This window comes from Schumannella soli, assembly GCF_006517435.1.
Taxonomy (GTDB): Bacteria; Actinomycetota; Actinomycetes; order Actinomycetales; family Microbacteriaceae; genus Schumannella; species Schumannella soli.
In genome coordinates, this window is the sequence record NZ_VHQG01000005.1 from 123,875 (window position 1) to 144,434 (window position 20,560).

Below are 20,560 nucleotides of genomic sequence, written 5' to 3' on the forward strand. Positions count from 1 at the left end.
CGATGAGCGACGACGGGCGCGCCCGCGCCGCCGCGGCGATCTCGAGCGAGGGCCTCGACTACCTCAACTGGTACGAGTCGCGCACCCCGCGCCCATACGAAGCCGGGATCGTGCCGGTCGACGGTGGATGGCGCGTCTACGTGACCGACGAGCGCGCCGCGTGGGAGGACTACAACCCGGTGGTGCACGCCGACGAGGACGCCGCCCTGGATGATTTCCTCGTACGTCTCCGCCGGATGAACCGCATCGTGGCGAGCCGTTCGCAGCAGGGCCCGCTGATCCGCTGACGTCGCGGACGGTGTTACGTCGGATTGCGTCGGCGACAGGCAGAGCTCCCGCGCGCGGTTAGCGTCGGAGCGATGCCCGCACCCGACGACGCCACCACGCCCGCGCCGCCCGCCGCACCCGCTGCCGCCGCCCACGACGACACGATCGTCGGCCTCGCGACCGAGGAGCGCCGCTTCGCCCCGACGGCCGAGTTCGCCGCGGCCGCGAACGTGACGGCCGCCGACGCCGCGTCTCTGCGCGCCGCCCATGCCGCCGATCCCGTCGCCTACTGGGAGCAGCACGCGCGTCGCCTCGACTGGCACACCCCGTGGACGACCGCGCACCGCCACGAGCCGACCGACGGCGACAGCATCCCGAGCACGAGCTGGTTCGAGGGCGGACGCCTCAACGTCGCCGTCAACGCGGTCGATCGGCACGTGGATGCCGGCCACGGCGACCGCGTCGCCTTCCACTTCGAGGGCGAGCCCGGCGATCGCCGCAGCCTCACCTACGCCGAGCTGCAGCGCGAGGTCGCGAAGGCCGCCAACGCGCTCACCGAGCTCGGGATCGATAAGGGCGACCGCGTCGTCGTCTACCTGCCGGTGCTGCTCGAGACCGTGATCATCACGCTCGCGATCGCCCGCATCGGCGCCATCCACTCGCTCGTCTTCGGCGGCTTCTCGGCGGATGCGCTGCGCTTCCGCGTCGAGGACACGGCTGCGAAGCTGGTCGTCACGACCGACGGGCAGTTCCGTCGCGGCAAGGCCGTTCCGGTGAAGGCCGCCGTCGACGAGGCCGTCGCGGGCGTCGACTCGGTCGAGCACGTGCTCGTGCTGCGCCGCACGGGCGACCAGACCCCGGACATCCCGTGGGCTCAGGGCCGCGACGTCTGGTGGCACGACACCGTCGACGTCGCCCCCGACATCCACGAGCCCGAGTTCTTCGACGCCGAGACGCCGCTGTTCATCATCTACACGAGCGGCACGACCGGGAAGCCGAAGGGCCTCGTGCACACCAGCGGCGGCTACCTCACCCACGCGAGCTGGACGTTCTGGTCGGTCTTCGACGCGAAGCCCGAGACCGACGTCTACTGGTGCACCGCCGACCTGGCCTGGGTCACCGCGCACAGCTACGTGCTCTACGGCCCGCTCACGAACGGCGTCACGAGCGTCATCTACGAGGGCACGCCCGACACCCCCGATCGCGAGCGGCACCTCGAGATCATCGAGCGCTACGGCGTCACGACCTACTACACGGCGCCGACGCTCATCCGCACCTTCATGACCTGGTTCCCGGATGGGCTGCCGGCGTCGCGCGACCTCAGCAGCATCCGCCTGCTCGGCTCGGTCGGCGAGGCGATCAATCCCGAGGCGTGGGTGTGGTTCCGCGAGCAGTTCGGCGGCTCTCACGCGCCCATCGTCGACACCTGGTGGCAGTCGGAGACGGGCGCCGCGATCCAGGCGCCGCTGCCCGGCGTCGACGTGCTCAAGCCCGGCTCGTCGCTGCGCGCGCTGCCCGGTTTCGCCACGAGGATTGTGGATGCGAGCGGCGCCGAGGTGCCGCGCGGATCCGGCGGCCTCCTCGTGGTCGAGGGCACCTGGCCCGGGATGTCGCGCACGGTCTGGGGGAATCCGGAGCGCTACCGCGACTCCTACTGGGCGCGCTTCGCCGCGCAGGGCTTCTTCCTCTCCGGCGACGGCGCGAAGTACGACGCCGACGGGGATGTGTGGGTGCTCGGCCGCGTCGACGACGTCATCAACGTCTCGGGCCACCGCCTCTCGACGATCGAGATCGAGTCGGCGCTCGTCGCGCATCCGCGGGTCGGCGAGGCCGCCGTGGTCGGCGTCGCCGACGAGCTCACCGGCGAGGCCATCGCCGCGTTCGTGATCGCCAACGGGGATGCCGACCCCACCGAGCTGCGTGCCCACGTGCGCCGCGCGATCGGCCCGGTCGCCACTCCGAAGCACCTCTTCCTCGTGCCCGACCTGCCGAAGACCCGCAGCGGCAAGATCATGCGCCGACTGCTCGTCGACATCGCCGACGCCCGCCCGCTCGGCGACACGACCTCGCTGCAGGATGAGACCGCGCCCGCGCGCATCCAGGAGGTCGTCGCCGCAAGCCGCTGAGCGCGACGCCCTCCGCGCCGCCCTGCGCCGTCCGCCGGGCGCCGCGCCCGCACACGGCTACCCGCCACCAGTCGCTCTGTTGCGTCGTGTGTCGACCCGATTCGACGGGCGGGGCGTCGACGCGCACGATTGCCGCATGACCTCTCCCGACACCACCGGTGCGCGTCAGATCCGCTTCAACGCCTTCGACATGAACTGCGTCGCGCACCAGTCGTCGGGCCTGTGGCGTCACCCCGACGACCGCTCCGACACCTACAACACCCTCGAGTACTGGACCGAGCTGGCGAAGCTGCTCGAGAAGGGCACCTTCGACGGCATCTTCATCGCGGATGTGCTCGGCACCTACGACGTCTACGGATCGAGCAACGAGGCCGCGATCCGCAACGGCGCCCAGGTGCCCGTCAACGACCCGCTGCTGCTGGTGAGCGCGATGGCGCTCGTCACCGAGCACCTCGGCTTCGGCGTCACCGCCGGCACGGCCTACGAGCATCCCTATCCCTTCGCCCGTCGCCTGACGACGCTCGACCACCTCACGAAGGGCCGCGTCGGCTGGAACGTCGTCACCGGCTACCTGCCGAGCGCCGCCCGCAACATGGGGCACGACGACCAGCTCGAGCACGACGACCGCTACGACCACGCCGACGAGTACCTCGAGGTGCTCTACAAGCTGTGGGAGGGGTCGTGGCAAGACGACGCCGTCGTCAAGGACCGCGAGCGCGGCATCTTCACCGACCCGGCGAAGGTGCACGAGATCGGGCACCAGGGCAAGCACTTCACGGTGCCCGGCATCCACATCTCCGAGCCCTCGCCGCAGCGCACCCCGGTGATCTACCAGGCCGGCGCCTCGTCGCGCGGCATCGGCTTCGCCGCCGGCAACGCCGAGGCGATCTTCGTCGCCGCGCCCTCCAAGGAGGTGCTGCGCTCGACGGTCAGCAAGATCCGCGACGCGCTCGAGGCCGCCGGCCGCGACCGCTACTCGGCGAAGATCTACACGCTGCTGACCGTCATCACCGACGCGACCCCCGAGAAGGCCCAGGCCAAGCTCGAGGACTACCTGCAGTACACGAGCGCCGAGGGCGCCCTGACGTTCATGTCCGGGTGGATGGGCGTCGACCTGTCGCAGTACGAGCTCGACGAGCCGGTCGGCAACGTGAAGTCGAACGCGATCCAGTCGGTGCTGACGAACCTGCAGCAGGAGAAGGATCTCGGCCGCGAGTGGACCGTCGGCGACCTCGCCCGCCAGGGCGCGATCGGCGGACTCGGGCCGTTCATCGTCGGCTCGGGCGAGCAGATCGCCGACGAGCTGCAGTCGTGGGTCGACGAGACCGACGTCGACGGCTTCAACCTCGCCTACGCGATCACCCCCGGCACCTTCGAGGACATCGTCGAGTTCGTCATCCCGATCCTGCGCGAGCGCGGCGTGTACCCGACCGAGTACCAGCCGGGCACCCTGCGCCAGAAGCTGCACGGGCGTGGCGACCGCCTGCCCGAGGAGCACAAGGGCGCTTCGTTCCGCTACCGCGCCGGCGACGCCGAGACCTCCGACGACGTGGATGCGGCTGCCGAGCCGGTCGCCGCGCAGGTCTGATCCTCATCCTCGCGGCCCGGCCGCACCCGACCACCAGGAGCGCACCATGTCAGGTCTGAAGATCGTCGCCGTGAGCGGAAGCCCGACGGCGCCGTCGCGCACGACGGCGCTCGTCGACGACGTGGCGCGCAACGTCGCCGAGCAGGTCGACGGCGAGGCCCGGCTCATCGAGCTCGCTCCGCTGCTCGGCGGGCTCGGCCAGGCGGTGTGGCGCGACCAGCTCGACCCCGTCGTGCAGGAGGCGCTGGATGCGGTCGAGCAGGCCGACGTGCTCGTCGTCGGCTCGCCCGCCTACCGGGCCAGCTACACGGGCCTGTTCAAGCTGTTCTTCGACCACATCGGCCAGTACGCGCTCGTCGACAAGCCCGTGCTGCTGACCGCGACGGGCGGAAGCGACCGGCACGCGCTGCTCGTCGAGCACCAGATGCGGCCGCTGTTCGGCTTCTTCCAGGCGCACACGCTGCCGCTCGGCATCTTCGCCAGCGAGGCCGACTTCGAGAACTACCGGGTCATGAGCGACGACCTGCGCGCCCGCATCGATCTGTCGATCCGCCGCGCGCTGCCGTTCATCCGCGCGGGCGCCGCCGACCGTGACGCGCTGGCCGGCGCCTCCCGCGCCGACGCCTTCTGACCCGGGCTCCTGCAGGATCGCGCGGCGATCCTGGTCTCGCCGCGCGAGATCGTGCGGCGCGAGCGAGATCGTGCGGCGATGAGGGCGTCCCCCGCGGTCAGAGGTAGCGCGAGAGGAACACGCGCAGCAGGTCGTGCGAGGCGCTGACGTCCTCGCGCCCGGCGCGCTCGAGCACCGCATCCAGCTCGTCGGGTTCGAAGTAGCCGTTCTCGCGGTAGATGCGCACCCGGTAGGCGAGGTCGTCGAAGGCCAGCTCGGGGTGGAACTGCGTCGCGTACTGGTTCTCGCCCACGCGGAACGCCTGCACGGGCGCGTTCTCTCCCGTCGCGAGCAGCACCGCGTGCGACGGCAGCGCGCTGATCGCCTCCTTGTGCCCGACGTAGGAGTGGAACACCTCGGGCATCGCGCCGAACACCGGGTCGGCGCGGCCGGCCTCGGTGAGGCGGATGGGGATCGCGGCCACGTCCTCGCCGTACTGCCGGTCGATCACGGCGCCCTCGTGCCGACCGAGCGTGCCGACGCCGTAGCAGGCGCCGAAGAAGGGGATGTCGCGCTCGAGCACCCGGTCGAGCATCCGCTGCAGCTCGGCCTCGACGCGCTTCTGGGTCGCGCTCTTCTCGTGCTCCGGGTCGGTGACCGTGAACGGGCTGCCGGTCACGACGACCGCGGCGAAGTCGGCGGCGTCGAGCGCGTCGAGACTGGCCAGGTCGGCGCGGTGGTGGTGGATGCGCTCGGTCGGCACCCCGCCGAAGCTCGAGATCGCCCGCACCTCCGCCGCGAGCGCGGTCTCGTCGTCGCGCGAGGTGATGACGAGCACGGAGGACATGCGCCGAGCCTAGGACGCGGGGCGTCGCGGGGCGCCTCGGAGCGTCGCGCGACGCAACACAGCGTGTTCTGCGCGGCGCGTGGTCGAGGGCCGCTCCGCCGGTGATCTCGTGGCCGTCGCGCTCGCATCGCCGCGGTGGCCCCCGAGCGAGGGACGCCCCGGAAACAGTGCGATAACGGTGCCGTTCTCAGGGCCTGCACCCCTCGACCGAGCGTTCTGCCGTCCGGTAATATCACGAGGCCTGCGTCATCCGCGCAGCACCCGCCGCCTCCCACGAAGAAGAGCATGGCTGACGATTCGATCTCCCTGAGCCGCGACGCGGCCGCCCGCCCCGACGGTCCGTCGTGGTGGTACCCCGGCGCACCGGCCGGCCGCTCCGCCGCCGATGAGGGCCGTGAAGTCGAGGGAAACACGCGGTACTCTCGCGGCATGGATGCTCGGGCCGTCGCCTCGGAGCTCACCGCACGTCTGGCGCAGCTCGGCATCGGGCACACCGTCGAGGTCGTGCAGGGGGCCCAGGCCGATGGCGTGCTCGTGCGCAGCCCCTACGCCGAGCCGGTCACCGTCGTCGAGAACGACAGCCGTTTCACGCTCGTCGCCCGCGGTTCCGACGGCGGAGCGAAGCTCGTCGACACCGAGCTCGCCGCCGAGGCGCCGGTCGAGCTGCTCGCGCTCTACCTCGCCTTCCACTCGCTCTGGGCGATGAAGCGCACCGTCGACCGCCACGGCCCCGAGGCCGTCGCCCGGCGCATGCCGAACCTGCTCACCCACCAGCAGCTGGTGATCACCTTCATCGCGGCGTCGCTCACCTCGCCCGAGGACGGCATCCGCACCTACGCCACCGGTCTCATGACCACGGCGACCAACATGCTCCGCGCCTGACGCGCGCCCGGGCCGAACGAGAAGAGCCCCGCGACCGTGAGGTCCGGGGCTCTTCTCGTCGATGCGAGCGCAGCGCAGCGCGGTGCGCGCCTCAGGCGGCGGCCGGCTCCGGCGTCGGCTCGAGGTCCTCGGCGGTGATGCCGCGCGCCTCGAGCGAGTTCTCGACGATCGTGAGGCCGTCGAGTCCGGGCAGGCGGGCGATGTGGGTGTCGATGCCGCGCACGAGCTTGCGGCCCTCGGATCCCTGGAACAGGTGTCCCATGACGTGCTTGACCTCGTCGGGCTCGGCGATGGTCGAGCCGACCGGACCCCAGAACTTGCGCAGCGCGAAGCGGGCGATCACGCGGGCCTTCTTGCTCTTCGCGAGGCGCTCGCGGGCCTGGGTGGCGTAGAAGGCGACGTGCTTGGTCTCCTGCTGCGCGATCCGCTTCAGCAGCTCGGCGAGCACCGGGTGCTCCGAGCCCTCGAGCGCGGCGAGGCGGTGGTAGGCGGCGTTGGCCGACCACTCGTTGGCGGCGCCCCACGCCATGTGCACGGCGGCGAAGTCGAGGCCGATGAGGTTCGAGCCGAACGACTGCTTGATCGGGTCGAGGCGGTCCTTGAATCCGAGCTTGAGGCGCTTGGCCTTGAGGGCGCTGTAGTCGACGTGGATGCCGTGGCGCTCGAGCACCGCGGCGAGGGCCTCGCCGTGCCAGAACTCCTCGCGGTTCCACATCGTCATGAACGCCGCGATCTCGGGCTCCTTGTGCGACGGCGTGGTGAGCATGTCGCGCAGGTAGCAGACCGTGTGGTACTCGACGTCGCACATGTAGCGCAGGCTGCGCAGCGTGTGCTCGGGGAGGGGATTGCGCTCGAACTCGTCGAAGTCGAGGTCGGCCCAGCCGACGGCGTCGCTGGCGCGGGTGTACTTGACGATGTCGAAAGCCATGCGCGGTGCGCGCACCCTACTCGGGGGTGCGCTCTCCTTCCTCGGCGGGCGAGTCTGTGGGCGAAGCGGCGGCAGCGGGAGCGGCCGGTGAAGCGGATGCGGCAGCAGCCGCGGCGGGCGTCGCAGCGGAAGCGGTCGACGCCGAAGCCATCACATCACGACTGGCCTCAGAACCGCCCGACTTCCACTTGACGATCCTCCATGCTCTTCGGAGCGCCTCGCGGGAGAGTTCGGCGTCGGGGTTCACGGCGGTGACGTTGCCGACGAGCCCGAGCCATCCGAGGTCGGAGTGGTTGTCGCCGTAGCCGTACGACTGGCTGAGGTTGATGCCGTGCTCGTCGGCGTAGCGACGCAGCCAGGCGCCGCGCGCCTCATCCACCAGCGGAGGCTTCGCCAGATAGCCGGTGAGCACGCCGTTGCGCTCGTGCATGGTCGAGCCGACGACCTCGTCGAAGAGGTGCTCGAGCGGGGCCGCGAGCAGGCCGATCGAGCCGGTGACGAGGATGGTGCGGTGCCCGGCGGCGCGGTGCTCCTTGATGCGGGCGATCGCGTCGGCGCTGGTGTGGCGGCGCATGGTGTCGGCGTAGCCGCGGCGCACGATCTTCTCGAGGCGCTCGACGGGCATGCCCGAGTAGCGGCGCAGGAAGGCGCGGATGAACTCGCCGCGGTCGCGGCGCTCGGCGCGCAGGTAGCCGGGCACCGATCCGAGCAGGCGGGCGACCTCGCCGGGCCAGGCGGCCTTGCGGAAACCGGAGGAGCGCACCCAGAGGTACTGCTCGACGATGTTCGAGTCGACGACGGTTCCCTCGAGGTCGAACACGGCGACGACGTCGCTGCGCTCGGGCAGGGCCTTGGGCGTCTGCGGGCGGTTCGCGATGCGCGTGGCCGCCTGCTTGCGCCGGCGGTAGGCGTTCGTCATCTCGGTGATCGCCGGGAAGTGCACGTTCTGCAGGTAGTCGTCCCAGTCGATCCGCTCGACGTCGAAGCCGCGGTCGTCGCGCAGCTTCGCCGGCAGGGCGGCGTTGAGGGCGCGCGTGTTGCGGTCGTCGAAGATGATCTCCGACTGCACGTAGGCGCGGTACAGGTCGGTGAAGTTCTGCAGTGTCTCGATGCCGGCCTTGGTCTTGGCCAGCTCGGCCTGCCACTCGCGGGTGCGGTCGGTCGAGGGGATGCGCGAGATCGCGAGCTCCTGCAGGCCCGTCCAGCGCTTGGCGAGGGCGAGGTCGCGGGCGACCTTGCGCTCGCCCGGGAACTTCCAGTTCGGCACCGTGACGTGCCCGTCGCCCTTCGGCATCGGGTGCTCGGTGTAGTAGTGCCGCACGTTCTCGAACATGCGGTGGAACGGGATGGGGTTCGAGGCGCCCGAGGCGACGTGGAAGTACTCCGGCTCGCTCTTCGGTGCGGGGTTCGCGGCGGCGGCGATGATCGCGTTGACCACGAAGTCGACCGGGATGAGGTCGAGGATGCTGTCGGGCAGACCCGGGAACTCGGGCAGCTGGCCGCGGCCGTAGGCGAGGATCAGCGGGTCGGCGACCTTGAAGCCGTCGATCCAGCCCGGGAAGGGGTGCTGGAAGGCGCTCTCGATGATCGTGGGGCGCACGATCGAGAGGGTGTGGCCGGCCTGGCCCCACATGGTCTCGGCGGCGCGCTCGGCGAAGGCCTTGGTGAGCGTGTAGACGTCGGTCCAGCCGAGGCTCTGGGCGCGCATCCGGCCCGCGGAGACGAGCTCGTCGTTGACCCACTCGACGCGGGAGGCCTCGGCGGCGGCGGCGACGGCCTGCGGTCCCTGCTTGCCGTGTTTGGCGCGCGCGGCGGCGATGAACTTCTGCAGCACCTCGGGCCGGCGCGAGGCGAGCTCGACCTCCTTCGCGGTCTGCCGTGCGGCCTCGAACTCGGCGCGCCAGTCGACGTCGTGAACGAGGCTGGCCTCGGGGGCGATGCCCTTGCGCAGACCGCCGACGTAGCAGGTGGAGACGTGCACGACGTGCGGGTCACTGCCGCTCGCGAGCACGGCCTCGTAGAGGCCGATGGCGCCGCCGACGTTGTCTTCGAAGGCGCGCTGGATCGGCGGGTCGAACGAGACCGACGCGGCCGAGTGGATGACGACATCCAGATCCGAGGGCAGCTGCGGGATCGAGGTGAGCCCGCCGTCGACCACCGTGATGCGAGCGGCGAAGGCCTCGGCCGCGGCCTCCTCGCCGACGGCCTCACGCCACTTCGAGAAGACGGGCTTCTTCAGCAGCTGGCGCACGCGGTGCTCGGCGCTCTGCGAGCCCTTGCCGCGGATCAGGACCGAGACCCGGGTGTCGGGATGCTGCGACAGCAGCCGCTCGAGCACAGCCTGTCCTACGAAACCGGTCGCGCCGGTGAGGAAGACGTGCGCGGAGCCGAGATCGGTCTTGGCGCGTTTCGGGGTCACGGAACCAACTTTGCTTCGATGGAGTTGCCGACACCGGTCATGCCGGGCAGTGCGGAGATGAGGGCGCCGATGCCGCGGGCCTCCTCGCGGCCCTCCGCGCCCCCGAAGACGATGCGCTCGAAGAAGCTGCGCTCTTCGGCGGGCCGCTCGACGGCGCCGATGGGCCACGCCGTTCCGAGCAGCTCGGTGCGCGACAGCCGCCGGGCCTTCGGCGACGCGGCGAGGCGGCGCTCCGCCTCCTCCTGGAAGAAGCGGAGGTGGCGGTCCTTCACCTGCAGCGCCGTGTCGACGACCGTCGACAGGGTGCCGGCGATCGACGAGAGACGGCGGTAGGCGGCCTGCGTGATCCACTCGTCGGCGAGGCCGGCGGTGACGTGGGCGGCGACGATCTGCGGTCCGGCGAAGTTCGCCGAGATCGCCCGGCGGATGGTGCCGCGGCGGTCGCGGCGCTCGCTCGCGGTGAGACGGTGGTGGCCCTCGTCGGCGGGGAGGTCCTCTTCGGCGCGGCTGGCCTCGAGCACGGCGTCGAGGGCGTCGGCGAGCCAGAACTTCTCGTAGGCCCAGGTGCTGAGGAAGGCGGTCACGCGCGCGTCCTTGTGCGTCGCGGTGACGAGCAGGTTGCGCATGCGGGCCATCGTCGAGCGCTCGAGGTCGCGCAGCACCCGCACCAGGCGGGCGGCGTCGGGCTCGAGCCCGTGCTTCTCGAACTCGCTGAGGTCGATCTCGTCGCGGTGATACCCCTTGGCGGTGCGAGCGAACTCGCTGACGTCGAACACCGTCGTCGCGGGGGCGACGGTCGTCGCCTCGTCGTTGGTGGTCATGAATCCGTCCGCTTTCCCGCGCGCAGGCGCGTACTCACGCAATTGGCCCGACCCGTATCGTAACGGTCATGGTCACTGCTCTGGTCACCGGCGGCACCTCCGGAATCGGAGCCGCCTTCGCTCGCGCCCTCGCCCGCCGGGGTTCCGACCTCGTCCTCGTCGCGCGCGATGCCACGCGCCTGGAGGAGATGGCGGACGAGCTGCGCGCTCTCGGGCGGCAGGTCGAGGTGCTGCCCGCCGACCTCTCGAACCGCGCCGACGTCGACCGCGTCGCCGCGCGTCTGGAGGATGCGGAGCGCCCGATCGAGGTGCTGGTCAACAACGCCGGCTTCAGCGTGCACACCGCGCTCACGTCGCGCGCGGTCGAGGATCATGACCGCGCGTTCGAGGTGATGGTGCGCGCCGTGCTGGTGCTCGGCGGCGCCGCCGGCCGGGCGATGCGCTCCCGCGGCCACGGCCGCATCCTCAACGTCTCGAGCACGGCCGGCTTCGTCACGATGGGCGGCTACAGCGCGATCAAGGCCTGGGTCACGAGCTATACCGAGGGGCTCGCGAATGAGCTGCACGGCACCGGCGTGACCGTGACGGCCCTCTGTCCCGGATGGGTTCATACCGAATTCCATTCTCGTGCGGGCATCGCCAAGTCCAGCATTCCGAACTTCCTCTGGCTCGACGCCGAACCCCTGGTGGAGACGGCTCTGCGCGACGCCGCACGCGGTCGGGTGATCTCTCTGCCGAGTGTTCGGTACCGCCTGCTCATCTGGTTCGCCCGGCACCTGCCGAAGAGCACGATCCGCGCGGTCTCCCGCAAGATTTCGTCCGGGCGCCGCGATAGTCTGAAGGAATGACCGCAGGCGGATGCGTCCGCCCCGCAGTCGAGAGAGGACGCCGATGGCAGCGATGAAGCGCGATCGCTTCACCTCGCGACCCCAGGCCGTGGCCCGGTTCGTGGCGCAGCGCCTCATCCTCAAGCCGGTCGTCTGGACCGTCACCGACGTGACGGTCATCGGCCGCGAGAAGGTGAAGAAGCTCGACGGCTCGTTCGTCGTCGTGGCGAACCACTCCAGCCACCTGGATGCGCCGCTCATCATGGGCGGTCTGCCCTGGAAGCAGGCGCGCACCCTCTCGACCGGCGTCGCCGCCGACTACTTCTTCGACGTGTGGTGGCGCCGCGGCCTCACGAAGCTCTTCTTCAACGCCTTCGCCGTGGAGCGCGCCGGCGGCCAGCGCCGCGGCGAGAGCGCGAAGGTGCTCGTGCAGCGCGGCGTCTCGCTGCTGGTGTTCCCCGAGGCGACCCGCTCGCGCAACGGCGGCCGCACGCTCGGCGCCTTCAACCCCGGCGCGGCCGCGATCGCCCGCTCGGTGGGCGCGCCCTGCGTGCCGATCGCGCTCATCGGCGCCGGACTCGCGCATCCCCGCGGCTCGAAGTGGCCCGGGCCCGGCCGCATGCCGGTCGGCATGGTCGTCGGCGACCCGATGAACCCGCGCGACGACGAGAGCGCCGCCGACTTCATGGAGCGCGTGCGCGACGAGATCGCCCGCATGATCGTGGCCGAGCGCGACGCCATCCTCGGCGCCGAGGTCGCGACCGAGCTGCACGGCATCGCCCCGGGCGTCGCTCCTCTGCCGCCGACACCCAAGCCGGCGAAGGCCCCCAAGCCGCCGAAGAAGTCGAGGCTGCGCAAGCCCTCGAAGACCACGACCCCCGAGACACCCGAAGGGACCGCTCGATGACCGACGTCAAGCACATGAAGTGGTGGGGATGGGGCGTCGACGGCGTCGCGTTCCACCACGAGGACAAGCCCGGCTTCGCGCCCTTCGTGAAGAAGGCGGTGGGGCTCGACCTGTGGACGGCCGAGCGCACCGAGAAGCCCGACTTCGCCGATGTGCAGGTGGCCGACCCGATCGCGCCCGCCGCGCTGCTCGCCGAGCTGAAGACGGCGGTCGGCGACGAGAACGTCACGACCGACAAGCTCGACCGCGTCGTGCACACCTTCGGCAAGAGCCTGCGCGACCTGGTGCGCATCCGCGCCTTGAAGATCGACCGCGCGCCCGACATCGTCGTCTACCCGGGCGACGAGGACGCGGTGGCCGGCGTCGTGAAGGCCGCCGTCGCGGCCGGTGCGGTGCTGATCCCCTTCGGCGGCGGCAGCAACATCGCCGGCAGCCTCGAGCCGCACGCCGACGAGACGCGTCCCGTCATCTCGGTCGACCTCGGACGCCTGCGCCTGCTGCTCGACATCGACGAGGACTCCGGCCTCGCGCGCATCCAGGCCGGCGCCCTCGGCCCCGACCTCGAGGCGCAGCTCGCCGAGCGCGGCTGGACCCTCGGGCATTTCCCCGACAGCTTCACCCACTCGACCCTCGGCGGCTGGATCGCGACCCGCTCGAGCGGCATGCAGTCGGACAAGTACGGCGACATCGCCGACATCGTGCGCGGCTTCCGCGTCGTGCGTCCGAACGGCACGCTCGTGATCCGCCCGATCCCGAGCGCGTCGACCGGCCCGAGCGTGCGCGAGATGGTCGTCGGCAGCGAGGGCCGTCTCGGCATCATCACCGAGGCCACCGTGCAGGTGCACCGCATCCCCGAGAAGCGCGTCATCCACGCCTACTTCTTCAAGAACTGGAACCACGCCATCAAGGCCATGCAGGAGATCTCGGAGAGCGACGCCGCGCCGAGCATCACCCGCGTCTCCGACGGCAACGAGACCGGCTTCTCGCTCGCGACGAGCAAGGAGTCGAAGGGCGTCTCGAAGTTCGTGCAGGACTCGCTGTTCTCGTTCCTCGAGGGCCGCGGCTGGAAGCCGGGCGAGGTCTGCCTGTCGTTCATCGGCTTCGAGGGATCGCCCGACCACGTGAAGCGCACGAAGGCGATCGTCGACAAGATCGTCAAGCGCAACTCGGGTCTCGGCGTCGGAACCGGCCCGGGCGTGCTCTACGACCAGAAGAAGTTCGACACCCCGTACCTGCGCGACTTCCTGCTCGACATGGGCGCGGCGGGCGACGTGTCGGAGACGGCGGCGCCGTGGTCGAAGCTCGTCGGCGTGCACGACGCGGTGTACGCGGCGGCGAACGCGGCCTACGAGCAGATCGGCCGCCAGGGCTGGATCATGTCGCACCTCTCGCACTCGTACCACTCGGGCGCGTGCCTCTACTTCACCTTCGCCTTCGTGATGGGCGACGAGGACCCGCTGGGCGAGTACGACGTCGTCAAGAGCGCGATCCAGCAGGCGTTCATCGACGCCGGCGGCACGATCTCGCACCACCACGGCGTCGGCCTCGAGCACGCGCCGTGGCTTGAGCAGGACATCTCGACCGAGGGCGTCGCCGTCATGAGCGGGCTGTTCTCGTCGGCCGATCCGGATGGGCTGTTCAACCCGCGCAAGATCGTCGTCTGATCGAGGTGTCGACCTCACGAGCCCGCCGCCGGATGCGCTCCGACGGCGGGCTCGCGGCGTCCCTGCGCTCGGTCCCCCGGATAGGGGACAAATCGGGGTGCATATTTCCTGTGTGCCGCCTGGGTCGACACCTGCTGCATTGCTAGCGTGATCGAGATGCCTGCCTCCTCACCCCTGAATCACCCTCAGCAATGACGCGCCGGGTGATCGCGGTCGGCGATGTCAACCACGACATCCTCGTCTCACCGCACCACACGGTCCGACCGGCGTCGGACACCCCCTCGACCGTGCGCTTCCGGCCCGGCGGCAGCGCCGCGAACACGGCGGCCTGGCTCGCCTCGGCGGGCGTCGCCGTCGACCTGGTGGGGGCGATCGGGTCGAGCGACTTCGACCGCTACGTCGCCGAGCTCGAGGACTGCGGCGTCACGCCGCACCTGCAGCGCGAGATCGGCGTGACCACCGGCACGATCATCATCATCGTGTCGCCGCGCGGCGACGACCCCACGATGTTCACCGAGCGCGGCGCGAACGCCCTGCTCTCGCCCTCCGCGGTCACGCCCGAGCTGCTGTCGACCGCCGCCGCCGTGCACCTCAGCGCCTACAGCTTCGTCGACGGCTTCGGCGTGGCCGGCGCGCGCGACGTGATCGACCGGGCGAGCGCCGCGGGCGTGCCCGTCGTCGTGAACCCGAGCTCGGCCGACTACATCCGCGACTTCGGCGTCGACGCCTTCCGCACGGCCGCGCGCGGCGCCTCCGTGATCTTCCCGAACCTCGAAGAGGGCGAGCTGCTGACCGGCGAGACCAGCCCCGAGAGGATGATCGCCGCCTTCCACGAGCTCGCCGAGACGGTCGTGCTGACCCTCGGACCCGACGGCGCGATGGGGCAGCACCGCTCGGGCGCGCCCGTCGTCCGGGTGCCGGCGCCCAAGGTGCGCGTGGTCGACCCGACCGGAGCCGGCGACGCCTTCGCGGCGGGATTCCTCACCTCGTGGATCGAGCGTCCCGACCTCGACTCGGCGATGACGTCGGCCGTGCAGCTCGCCGCCCGGGCGATCATGCTGATCGGCGGCCGGCCAGGGGTCTGAGCCGCGTCCGCCGGCGCCTGCGTCGCAGAAACCTGTCCGGATAACCCCTGAATGACCCCCGTTCGGGGGTCGTGATTCCCCTAGGGTGTCCACGGCGGCAAGGGAGCCGCCGGCAGCGAACGTGCTGTCACGAGAGGGGAGACCTCGTGAAAGACACCACCATCCACAGATCAGCGAGACGTGCCGAGGGTGCGAGTCGCGCATCCCGTGCCCGCGGACTCGCGGTGATCGCGGCCGCCGCGGTCGGACTCGGCGGGGTCCTGACCCCCGCGCTCTCGGCGCAGGCGCTCGACACCAGCGATACGCCCGACTTCGGCAGCAGCGTCAAGATCTACGACCCGTCGACGCCGACGTCGACCATCCAGGCGGATGTCGACGCCGCCTTCAACGCCCAGCTGCTCAATTCGGGAGCCCAGTTCGGCGAGCAGCGCTACACCTTCCTGTTCAAGCCGGGAGACTACGACCGCGTGTGGGCCAACCTCGGCTTCTACACGGCGGTCGCCGGGCTCGGCAAGAATCCCGACGACGTGACCATCCACGGCGCCGTCAACGTCGACTCCGGCTGGAACGCCGGCGACGAGAAGAACGCCACCCAGAACTTCTGGCGCTCGGTCGAGAACCTCGCGATCGTGCCCGAGGGGGGAACCGACCGCTGGGCCGTCTCGCAGGCCGCGCCGATGCGCCGCGTGCACATCCAGGGCAACCTGACGATGGGCCCCTCGAACCAGGACGGCGGCCAGGGCTACTCCTCGGGCGGCTACATCGCCGACAGCAAGGTCGACGGCACCGTCAGCTCGGGCTCGCAGCAGCAGTGGTACACCCGCAACTCCTCGCTCGGCGCGTGGGAGGGCGGCAACTGGAACATGACCTTCTCGGGCGTCGACGGCGCCCCCGGCAACGACTTCGACCGCAGCTACACGACGCTCGACACGACGCCGACGACCCGCGAGAAGCCGTACCTCTACATCGACGGCGACGGCAAGTACCACGTGTTCGTGCCCTCGCTCGCGCAGAACTCGCGCGGCGTCACCTGGCCGAACACCCCGGGCACCGATCTGCCGATGCGCGACTTCTACGTCGCCCACCCGGGCGACAGTGCGGGCACGCTGAACCAGGCGCTCGAGCAGGGACTCAACCTGTTCTTCACCCCCGGCACCTACCCCCTCGACGCGCCGCTGAACGTCACGCGCGCCGGCACCGTCGTCACCGGCATCGGCTTCCCGACGCTGACCCCGACGAACGGCAACGCCGTGCTGACCTCGGCCGACGTCTCCGGCGTCAACGTGTCGAACCTGGTCGTGGATGCGGGCACGCAGAACAGCGACGTGCTGATCCGCCTCGGCGAGACCGGCTCGCACAACGACCACTCGGGTGACCCGCAGAGCATCCAGGACGTCTTCGTGCGCATCGGCTCGAGCATCCAGGGCAACGCGACCACCACGTTGCAGGTCAACGCCGACGACACAGTCATCGACCACATCTGGGCTTGGCGCGCGGATCACGGCGGCGCCCCGACCGGCTGGAACGTCAACAAGGGAGCGACCGGCGTCGAGGTCAACGGCGACGACGTGCTCGCCACGGGCCTGTTCGTCGAGCACTACCAGAAGCACGAGGTGATCTGGAACGGCAACGGCGGCAAGACCGTGTTCTTCCAGAACGAGCTGCCTTACGACGTGCCCGACAACGCCTCCTGGCAGAGCCCGACGGGCGCCGGCTACGCGGCCTACAAGGTCGCCGACGGCGTGAGCTCGCACGAGATCTGGGGAGCGGGCGTCTACTCGTTCTTCAACGTGAACCCCTCGGTCGTCGCCGACCGCGGATTCGAGTTCCCCGACAACGGCGGCGTGCGCGGCCATGGCCTGTTCACTGTCTCGCTCGGTGACGTGGGCACGATCAACCACGTCGTCAACAACACGGGCGGACCGGTTCCGAACCCGGCGGGCAACACCTCGCCGAGCCGGGTGGCGAACTACCCGGGCTGATCCCGCCCCGATGCGGTGACGCAACTCAGGAGATCCGGCTCGAGACGGGGCGCACGCCTCGCCTCGGGTCGGATCTCCTGAGTTACGACGCGGAGGACACGGGATCCGGGATGCCGGAGCCGAACGCCGTCGCCGGCCGAGGTCAGCTGTTGCGGAGATGCTGGTACGCGTCGAGCGCGGCCTGGCGGCTCTGCTTCAGGTCGACGATCGGATCGGGGTACTCGTCGGTGCCGAGCTCGGGCACCCAGCGCTTCACGTAGCGGTCGTGCTTGTCGAACTTCTCGCGCTGCAGCTCGGGGTTGAAGACCCGGAAGTACGGCGCCGCATCCGCCCCGCTGCCCGCGACCCACTGCCAGTTGCCCGGATTGCTGGCCTCGTCGGCATCCACCAGGGTGTCCCAGAACCACGCCTCGCCGACGCGCCAGTCGACGAGCAGGTTCTTCACGAGGAAGCTGGCCGTGACCATGCGCACGCGGTTGTGCATGACGCCGCTGTGCCACAGCTCGCGCATGCCGGCGTCGACGAGGGGGATTCCGGTGCGCCCCTGCTTCCAGGCGTCGAGCTCGGCGGCGTGCGGCTTCTCCCAGGGGAAGGCATCCCATTCGGGACGGAAGCTGTCGCGGTGCAGGCGCGGCTGCTGGAACAGGATGCTGTGGTTGAACTCGCGCCAGCCGACCTCGCTGAGGAACTTGGCGCGGTTGCGCAGCGCTCCGCCGTCGAGGGGGCCGTGCAGGCGATCCCAGATCTGGATGGGGCTGATCTCGCCGAAGCGCAGGTGCGGGCTCAGGCCGCTCGTCGCGTCCACGGCCGGCTCGTCGCGGCGGTGGTAGTCGGCGAGGCGGTCTTCGACGAACTCCTCGAGCCGGTGGCGTGCGCCGAGCTCGCCCGGCTCCCACGTCTCGCGCAGGCCGCCGGCCCAGTTGGGATGCGTCGGCAGCAGGCCCCAGTCGTCGAGGCGGTCGCCGTCGGCCCGGTGTCCCTCGATCTCGCGCGGCTCGGGCACGGCATCGCGGAACGGCCGCTCCTGCGCGGCCTTCCAGAACGGGGTGAACACCTTGAACGGCTCGCCCTGGCCGGTGGTGACCTCCCACGGCTCGACCAGCAGGTTCGCCGAGAAGCTGGCGACCTCGATGCCGTCGTCGCGCAGGCGGGTCTTCAGCCGGGCGTCGATCTCGCGGGCGGCCCCGTAGCGGCGGTTCCAGAACACGGCCTCGGCGTGCGTCTCCGCGACGACCGCGGGGATGACGTCCTCGGCCGTGCCGCGCCGCAGCACGAGCGAGCCGCCGCGTTCCTCGAGCCGCTGCTGCAGGGCCGTGAGGCTGTGGTGCAGCCACCATCTCGTCGCACCGCCGAGCGGCCGGATCTCGCGGCTCTGCTCGTCGAGCACGTACAGCACGACGACCGGCCGGTCGCCGTCGACCGCGGCGCGCAGGGCGGGGTTGTCGGCCAGACGCAGGTCGTCGCGCAGCCAGACGAGGGCGGGATGCCGCGGACTCACGCGTCTCCGCCGGTGCCGGCCGGGCCGGTGCCGTCGGCTCCGGTGCCGTCATCCACGCCGGCGGGCGCGACAGCACCCGGGTCGTCGAGGTCGCAGGCCTTGTCGCCGTTCGCGACATCCAGGTCGGGCGGAGGCGGGAGCCGATCGAGGTCGGCCGGATTGCCGGGATAGCTCGCGCCGCGCAGTTTGTCGCTCAGTCGACGCAGCTGGGCGAGCTCGTCGTCGTCGAGCGACGACAGCATCCGGTCGGCGATGTCGCGCCCGTGCTCGGTGCCCACGCGACGGAACAGCGCGTAGCCGTCGTCGGTGAGCGTCGCGATCGTGCCGCGCGCGTCATCCGGGTCGGAGCATTTGCTGACGAGGCCGCGGGCGACGAGCCGGTCGATCAGCCGGCTCACGCTCGGCTGTGTCAGCAGCATGTGGCGGTTCAAATCGCGGATGCGCAGGGCGCGGCCGGGCGCGCGGGAGAGCGTGAACAGCACGTCGTACTCGGTGAAGCTCACGCCTTCGGGGAAGCGGGCGCGGATGTGGCGCAGCACACTCACCTGGGCCCGGTACAGCGACTCCCAGGCGGCGACCGCGTCGGTGCGGCGCATCGCTGCGCCCGCCGAGGTGGGTTCGGGTCGCTCGGTCATGCGACAACACTAGGGCGGCCCGCCGACGCGTGTTGCGCAGAGCCTGCGGTGTCAGGGCTGGCGCGGAGGATGCGGCGGGGCGAAGGTGCCCGGACATGATTCGAGGGCCGGTTCCAGAGGCGTGGAACCGGCCCTCTTCCCTTGCACCAAGAGTGTCCTGCAATCACATTCGTCCCGGTCGCCACAGCAAACAACCGGAACTCCTGCAATGTATAACGGCGAGGTAACGGCGCGCTAGTTACCAGACCGTTATTTTTGCTGGACGTTCGCCGAGCGTTGTTCCGGCGCCACCGATGAGCGCCGCCCACGGCCGCCCCGGGCGCTCTCAGCCCCGGTCCTCGCGAGAGAGGAGCGTGTCGATCGCGAGCTGCCTCTGGTCGGGGGAGAGATCCTCGTCGCGCAGGTCGAGCACGGTCGCGCCGGATCGCTGAGCCGAATCGCCCCGCTCGCGCGCCCAGCGCTCGGCCTCCGCGGCGGAGTCGAACCGCAGGAAGTCGCCGGCGTCGGTGCGGTAGGCCTCGACGCAGGGCAGCTCGGCCGTGCACAGCTCGGAGGTCGCCGCGACCGGCGAGATCGACTCCGATTGGGCGAGCAGGCTCCGCAGATCTCTGCTGTCGCGCAACCCCGGCAGCGCCACGGCGGCCGCGACGATGGCCACGGCGATGACGCCCGCGGCGACGAGCAGCGCCCGCCGCGGAAGTCGGGAGCGGACCTGAGGACGTGCGTCCACCGAAGTCGTCGTGGTGACCATCTGCATCCTTCAGCGTCGGCGGCGAAAGCTCCGATCAGTTCCGCACGCGGATCGCTCAGGTGCAACCCGGCCCGGGGGCTTCCCAGCACATCGTGGCGATAGCACCGACCTCTCCGGCCGGGACGCGGCATCTCACGCGCTCACTCCTGCCAGAGTTCGCCCTCCTCGCTGGAGACCACGGCGTCGATCGCGGCGAAGAAGCGCTCGATCGCCGGGGAGTCGGCGCCGCGGCGGCGCCTCTCGGATCGGCGGAGTGGGGTGTCACGGGTGAGGGTAGTTCGCGCCGGTGACACGGCGTCGCTCAGTCGGCGAAGCGCTTCACCGCGGTCGGGTGGATGACGATGCGCACGAGCGCAGAGCGGCGCCACTCGTCGACCACGGCGGCGTGCGCGGCATCCAGCTCGTCGCCCCAGTAGCGGTGCGCGAGCTTCTCGGCGAGCTCGCCCGCGCCGTCGTCGTGCAGGGTCACGTCCCCCTCGACGGCGACCCAGTGCTCGGGCTCGCCGATCGGCGTCGCCACGACCGCGGTCGCCCGCGGCACCGCACGGAGCCGCGCGACGCGGGCCGTCGTCGGCGTCGAGAACAGCTGGATGTCGCCCTCGGGCGTCAGGTCGAACCAGACCGGACGCGGGGCCGGCAGGCGATCGGCCTTCGCCACCGTGGCGACGTAGGCGTGCAGCGGACGGGAGAGCAGGGCGCGATCGGCGTCGGTCAGCATGCCGC

General features: G+C 70.8%; 18 protein-coding genes. 10 read left to right on the forward strand and 8 right to left on the reverse strand.

Annotated features, from left to right (window positions below; all coding sequences use genetic code 11):
- Positions 1-2: 2 nt before the first annotated feature.
- The 4 genes from FJ657_RS15620 (at position 3) to msuE (ending at position 4,612) form a co-directional block, all read left to right on the forward strand.
- Entirely contained in the window at positions 3-287 is a 285-nt protein-coding gene (locus FJ657_RS15620) for a hypothetical protein (protein ID WP_141164653.1), read from the forward strand.
- Between the two features lie 72 nt (positions 288-359).
- A complete protein-coding gene (gene acs, locus FJ657_RS15625; RefSeq protein ID WP_141164654.1) occupies positions 360-2,393 on the forward strand; it encodes an acetate--CoA ligase in 2,034 nt (677 codons plus the stop codon).
- Positions 2,394-2,529: 136 nt separating this feature from the next.
- The gene (locus FJ657_RS15630; protein WP_141164655.1) at positions 2,530-3,981 is read left to right on the forward strand and encodes an LLM class flavin-dependent oxidoreductase; all 1,452 of its coding nucleotides are present in this window, start codon (positions 2,530-2,532) and stop codon (positions 3,979-3,981) included.
- Positions 3,982-4,027: 46 nt separating this feature from the next.
- Positions 4,028-4,612 (forward strand): FMN reductase, encoded by a 585-nt coding sequence (gene msuE, locus FJ657_RS15635; RefSeq protein ID WP_141164656.1) that lies wholly within the window; start codon positions 4,028-4,030, stop codon positions 4,610-4,612.
- A gap of 97 nt (positions 4,613-4,709) precedes the next feature.
- On the opposite strand, the gene FJ657_RS15640 is transcribed toward msuE, so the two are convergent.
- On the reverse strand, positions 4,710-5,438 hold the full coding sequence (locus FJ657_RS15640; RefSeq protein WP_141164657.1) for a glutamine amidotransferase: 729 nt from the start codon (positions 5,436-5,438) through the stop codon (positions 4,710-4,712).
- A 429-nt stretch (positions 5,439-5,867) separates the two neighbouring features.
- On the opposite strand from FJ657_RS15640, the gene FJ657_RS15645 reads away from it, so the two are divergent.
- On the forward strand, positions 5,868-6,320 hold the full coding sequence (locus tag FJ657_RS15645) for a hypothetical protein (protein ID WP_141164658.1): 453 nt from the start codon (positions 5,868-5,870) through the stop codon (positions 6,318-6,320).
- Positions 6,321-6,411: 91 nt separating this feature from the next.
- Here the strand turns inward: FJ657_RS15645 and FJ657_RS15650 are convergent, their stop codons facing one another.
- The 3 genes from FJ657_RS15650 to FJ657_RS15660 are packed head-to-tail and all read right to left on the reverse strand — an operon-like array spanning position 6,412 to position 10,488.
- Positions 6,412-7,248 carry a ferritin family protein gene (locus tag FJ657_RS15650; protein ID WP_141164659.1) on the reverse strand — a complete coding sequence of 279 codons (837 nt, stop codon included), beginning with the start codon at positions 7,246-7,248 and terminating at the stop codon, positions 6,412-6,414.
- 16 nt (positions 7,249-7,264) lie between these two features.
- Positions 7,265-9,667, reverse strand: a complete 2,403-nt coding sequence (locus FJ657_RS15655) for an SDR family oxidoreductase (RefSeq protein WP_141164660.1) — start codon at positions 9,665-9,667, stop codon at positions 7,265-7,267.
- Entirely contained in the window at positions 9,664-10,488 is an 825-nt protein-coding gene (locus FJ657_RS15660; RefSeq protein WP_141164661.1) for a hypothetical protein, read from the reverse strand. The genes FJ657_RS15655 and FJ657_RS15660 overlap by 4 nt, the downstream gene beginning before the upstream one ends.
- Positions 10,489-10,556: 68 nt before the next feature.
- On the opposite strand from FJ657_RS15660, the gene FJ657_RS15665 reads away from it, so the two are divergent.
- From FJ657_RS15665 to FJ657_RS15685, 5 genes are all read left to right on the forward strand, one after another.
- On the forward strand, positions 10,557-11,336 hold the full coding sequence (locus tag FJ657_RS15665) for an SDR family NAD(P)-dependent oxidoreductase (RefSeq protein ID WP_141164662.1): 780 nt from the start codon (positions 10,557-10,559) through the stop codon (positions 11,334-11,336).
- A gap of 43 nt (positions 11,337-11,379) precedes the next feature.
- Entirely contained in the window at positions 11,380-12,222 is an 843-nt protein-coding gene (locus FJ657_RS15670) for a lysophospholipid acyltransferase family protein (RefSeq protein WP_141164663.1), read from the forward strand.
- A complete protein-coding gene (locus FJ657_RS15675; RefSeq protein ID WP_141164664.1) occupies positions 12,219-13,886 on the forward strand; it encodes an FAD-binding oxidoreductase in 1,668 nt (555 codons plus the stop codon). Before FJ657_RS15670 ends, FJ657_RS15675 begins: the two co-directional genes overlap by 4 nt.
- A 191-nt stretch (positions 13,887-14,077) precedes the next feature.
- On the forward strand, positions 14,078-14,971 hold the full coding sequence (locus FJ657_RS15680) for a carbohydrate kinase family protein (protein ID WP_141164665.1): 894 nt from the start codon (positions 14,078-14,080) through the stop codon (positions 14,969-14,971).
- Positions 14,972-15,195: 224 nt separating this feature from the next.
- Entirely contained in the window at positions 15,196-16,953 is a 1,758-nt protein-coding gene (locus FJ657_RS15685; RefSeq protein WP_255447385.1) for a pectate lyase-like domain-containing protein, read from the forward strand.
- 142 nt (positions 16,954-17,095) lie between these two features.
- Here the strand turns inward: FJ657_RS15685 and FJ657_RS15690 are convergent, their stop codons facing one another.
- The 4 genes from FJ657_RS15690 to FJ657_RS15705 all read right to left on the reverse strand — a co-directional run bounded on the left by FJ657_RS15690 (position 17,096) and on the right by FJ657_RS15705 (position 20,555).
- On the reverse strand, positions 17,096-18,451 hold the full coding sequence (locus FJ657_RS15690) for a cryptochrome/photolyase family protein (RefSeq protein ID WP_141164666.1): 1,356 nt from the start codon (positions 18,449-18,451) through the stop codon (positions 17,096-17,098).
- Positions 18,448-19,086, reverse strand: coding sequence for a MarR family winged helix-turn-helix transcriptional regulator (locus FJ657_RS15695; protein WP_369407414.1), 639 nt, complete (start codon positions 19,084-19,086; stop codon positions 18,448-18,450). The genes FJ657_RS15690 and FJ657_RS15695 overlap by 4 nt, the downstream gene beginning before the upstream one ends.
- A gap of 325 nt (positions 19,087-19,411) precedes the next feature.
- Positions 19,412-19,837, reverse strand: a complete 426-nt coding sequence (locus FJ657_RS15700; RefSeq protein WP_141164667.1) for a hypothetical protein — start codon at positions 19,835-19,837, stop codon at positions 19,412-19,414.
- Between the two features lie 301 nt (positions 19,838-20,138).
- A complete protein-coding gene (locus FJ657_RS15705) occupies positions 20,139-20,555 on the reverse strand; it encodes a pyridoxamine 5'-phosphate oxidase family protein (protein WP_141164668.1) in 417 nt (138 codons plus the stop codon).
- Positions 20,556-20,560 lie beyond the last annotated feature (5 nt).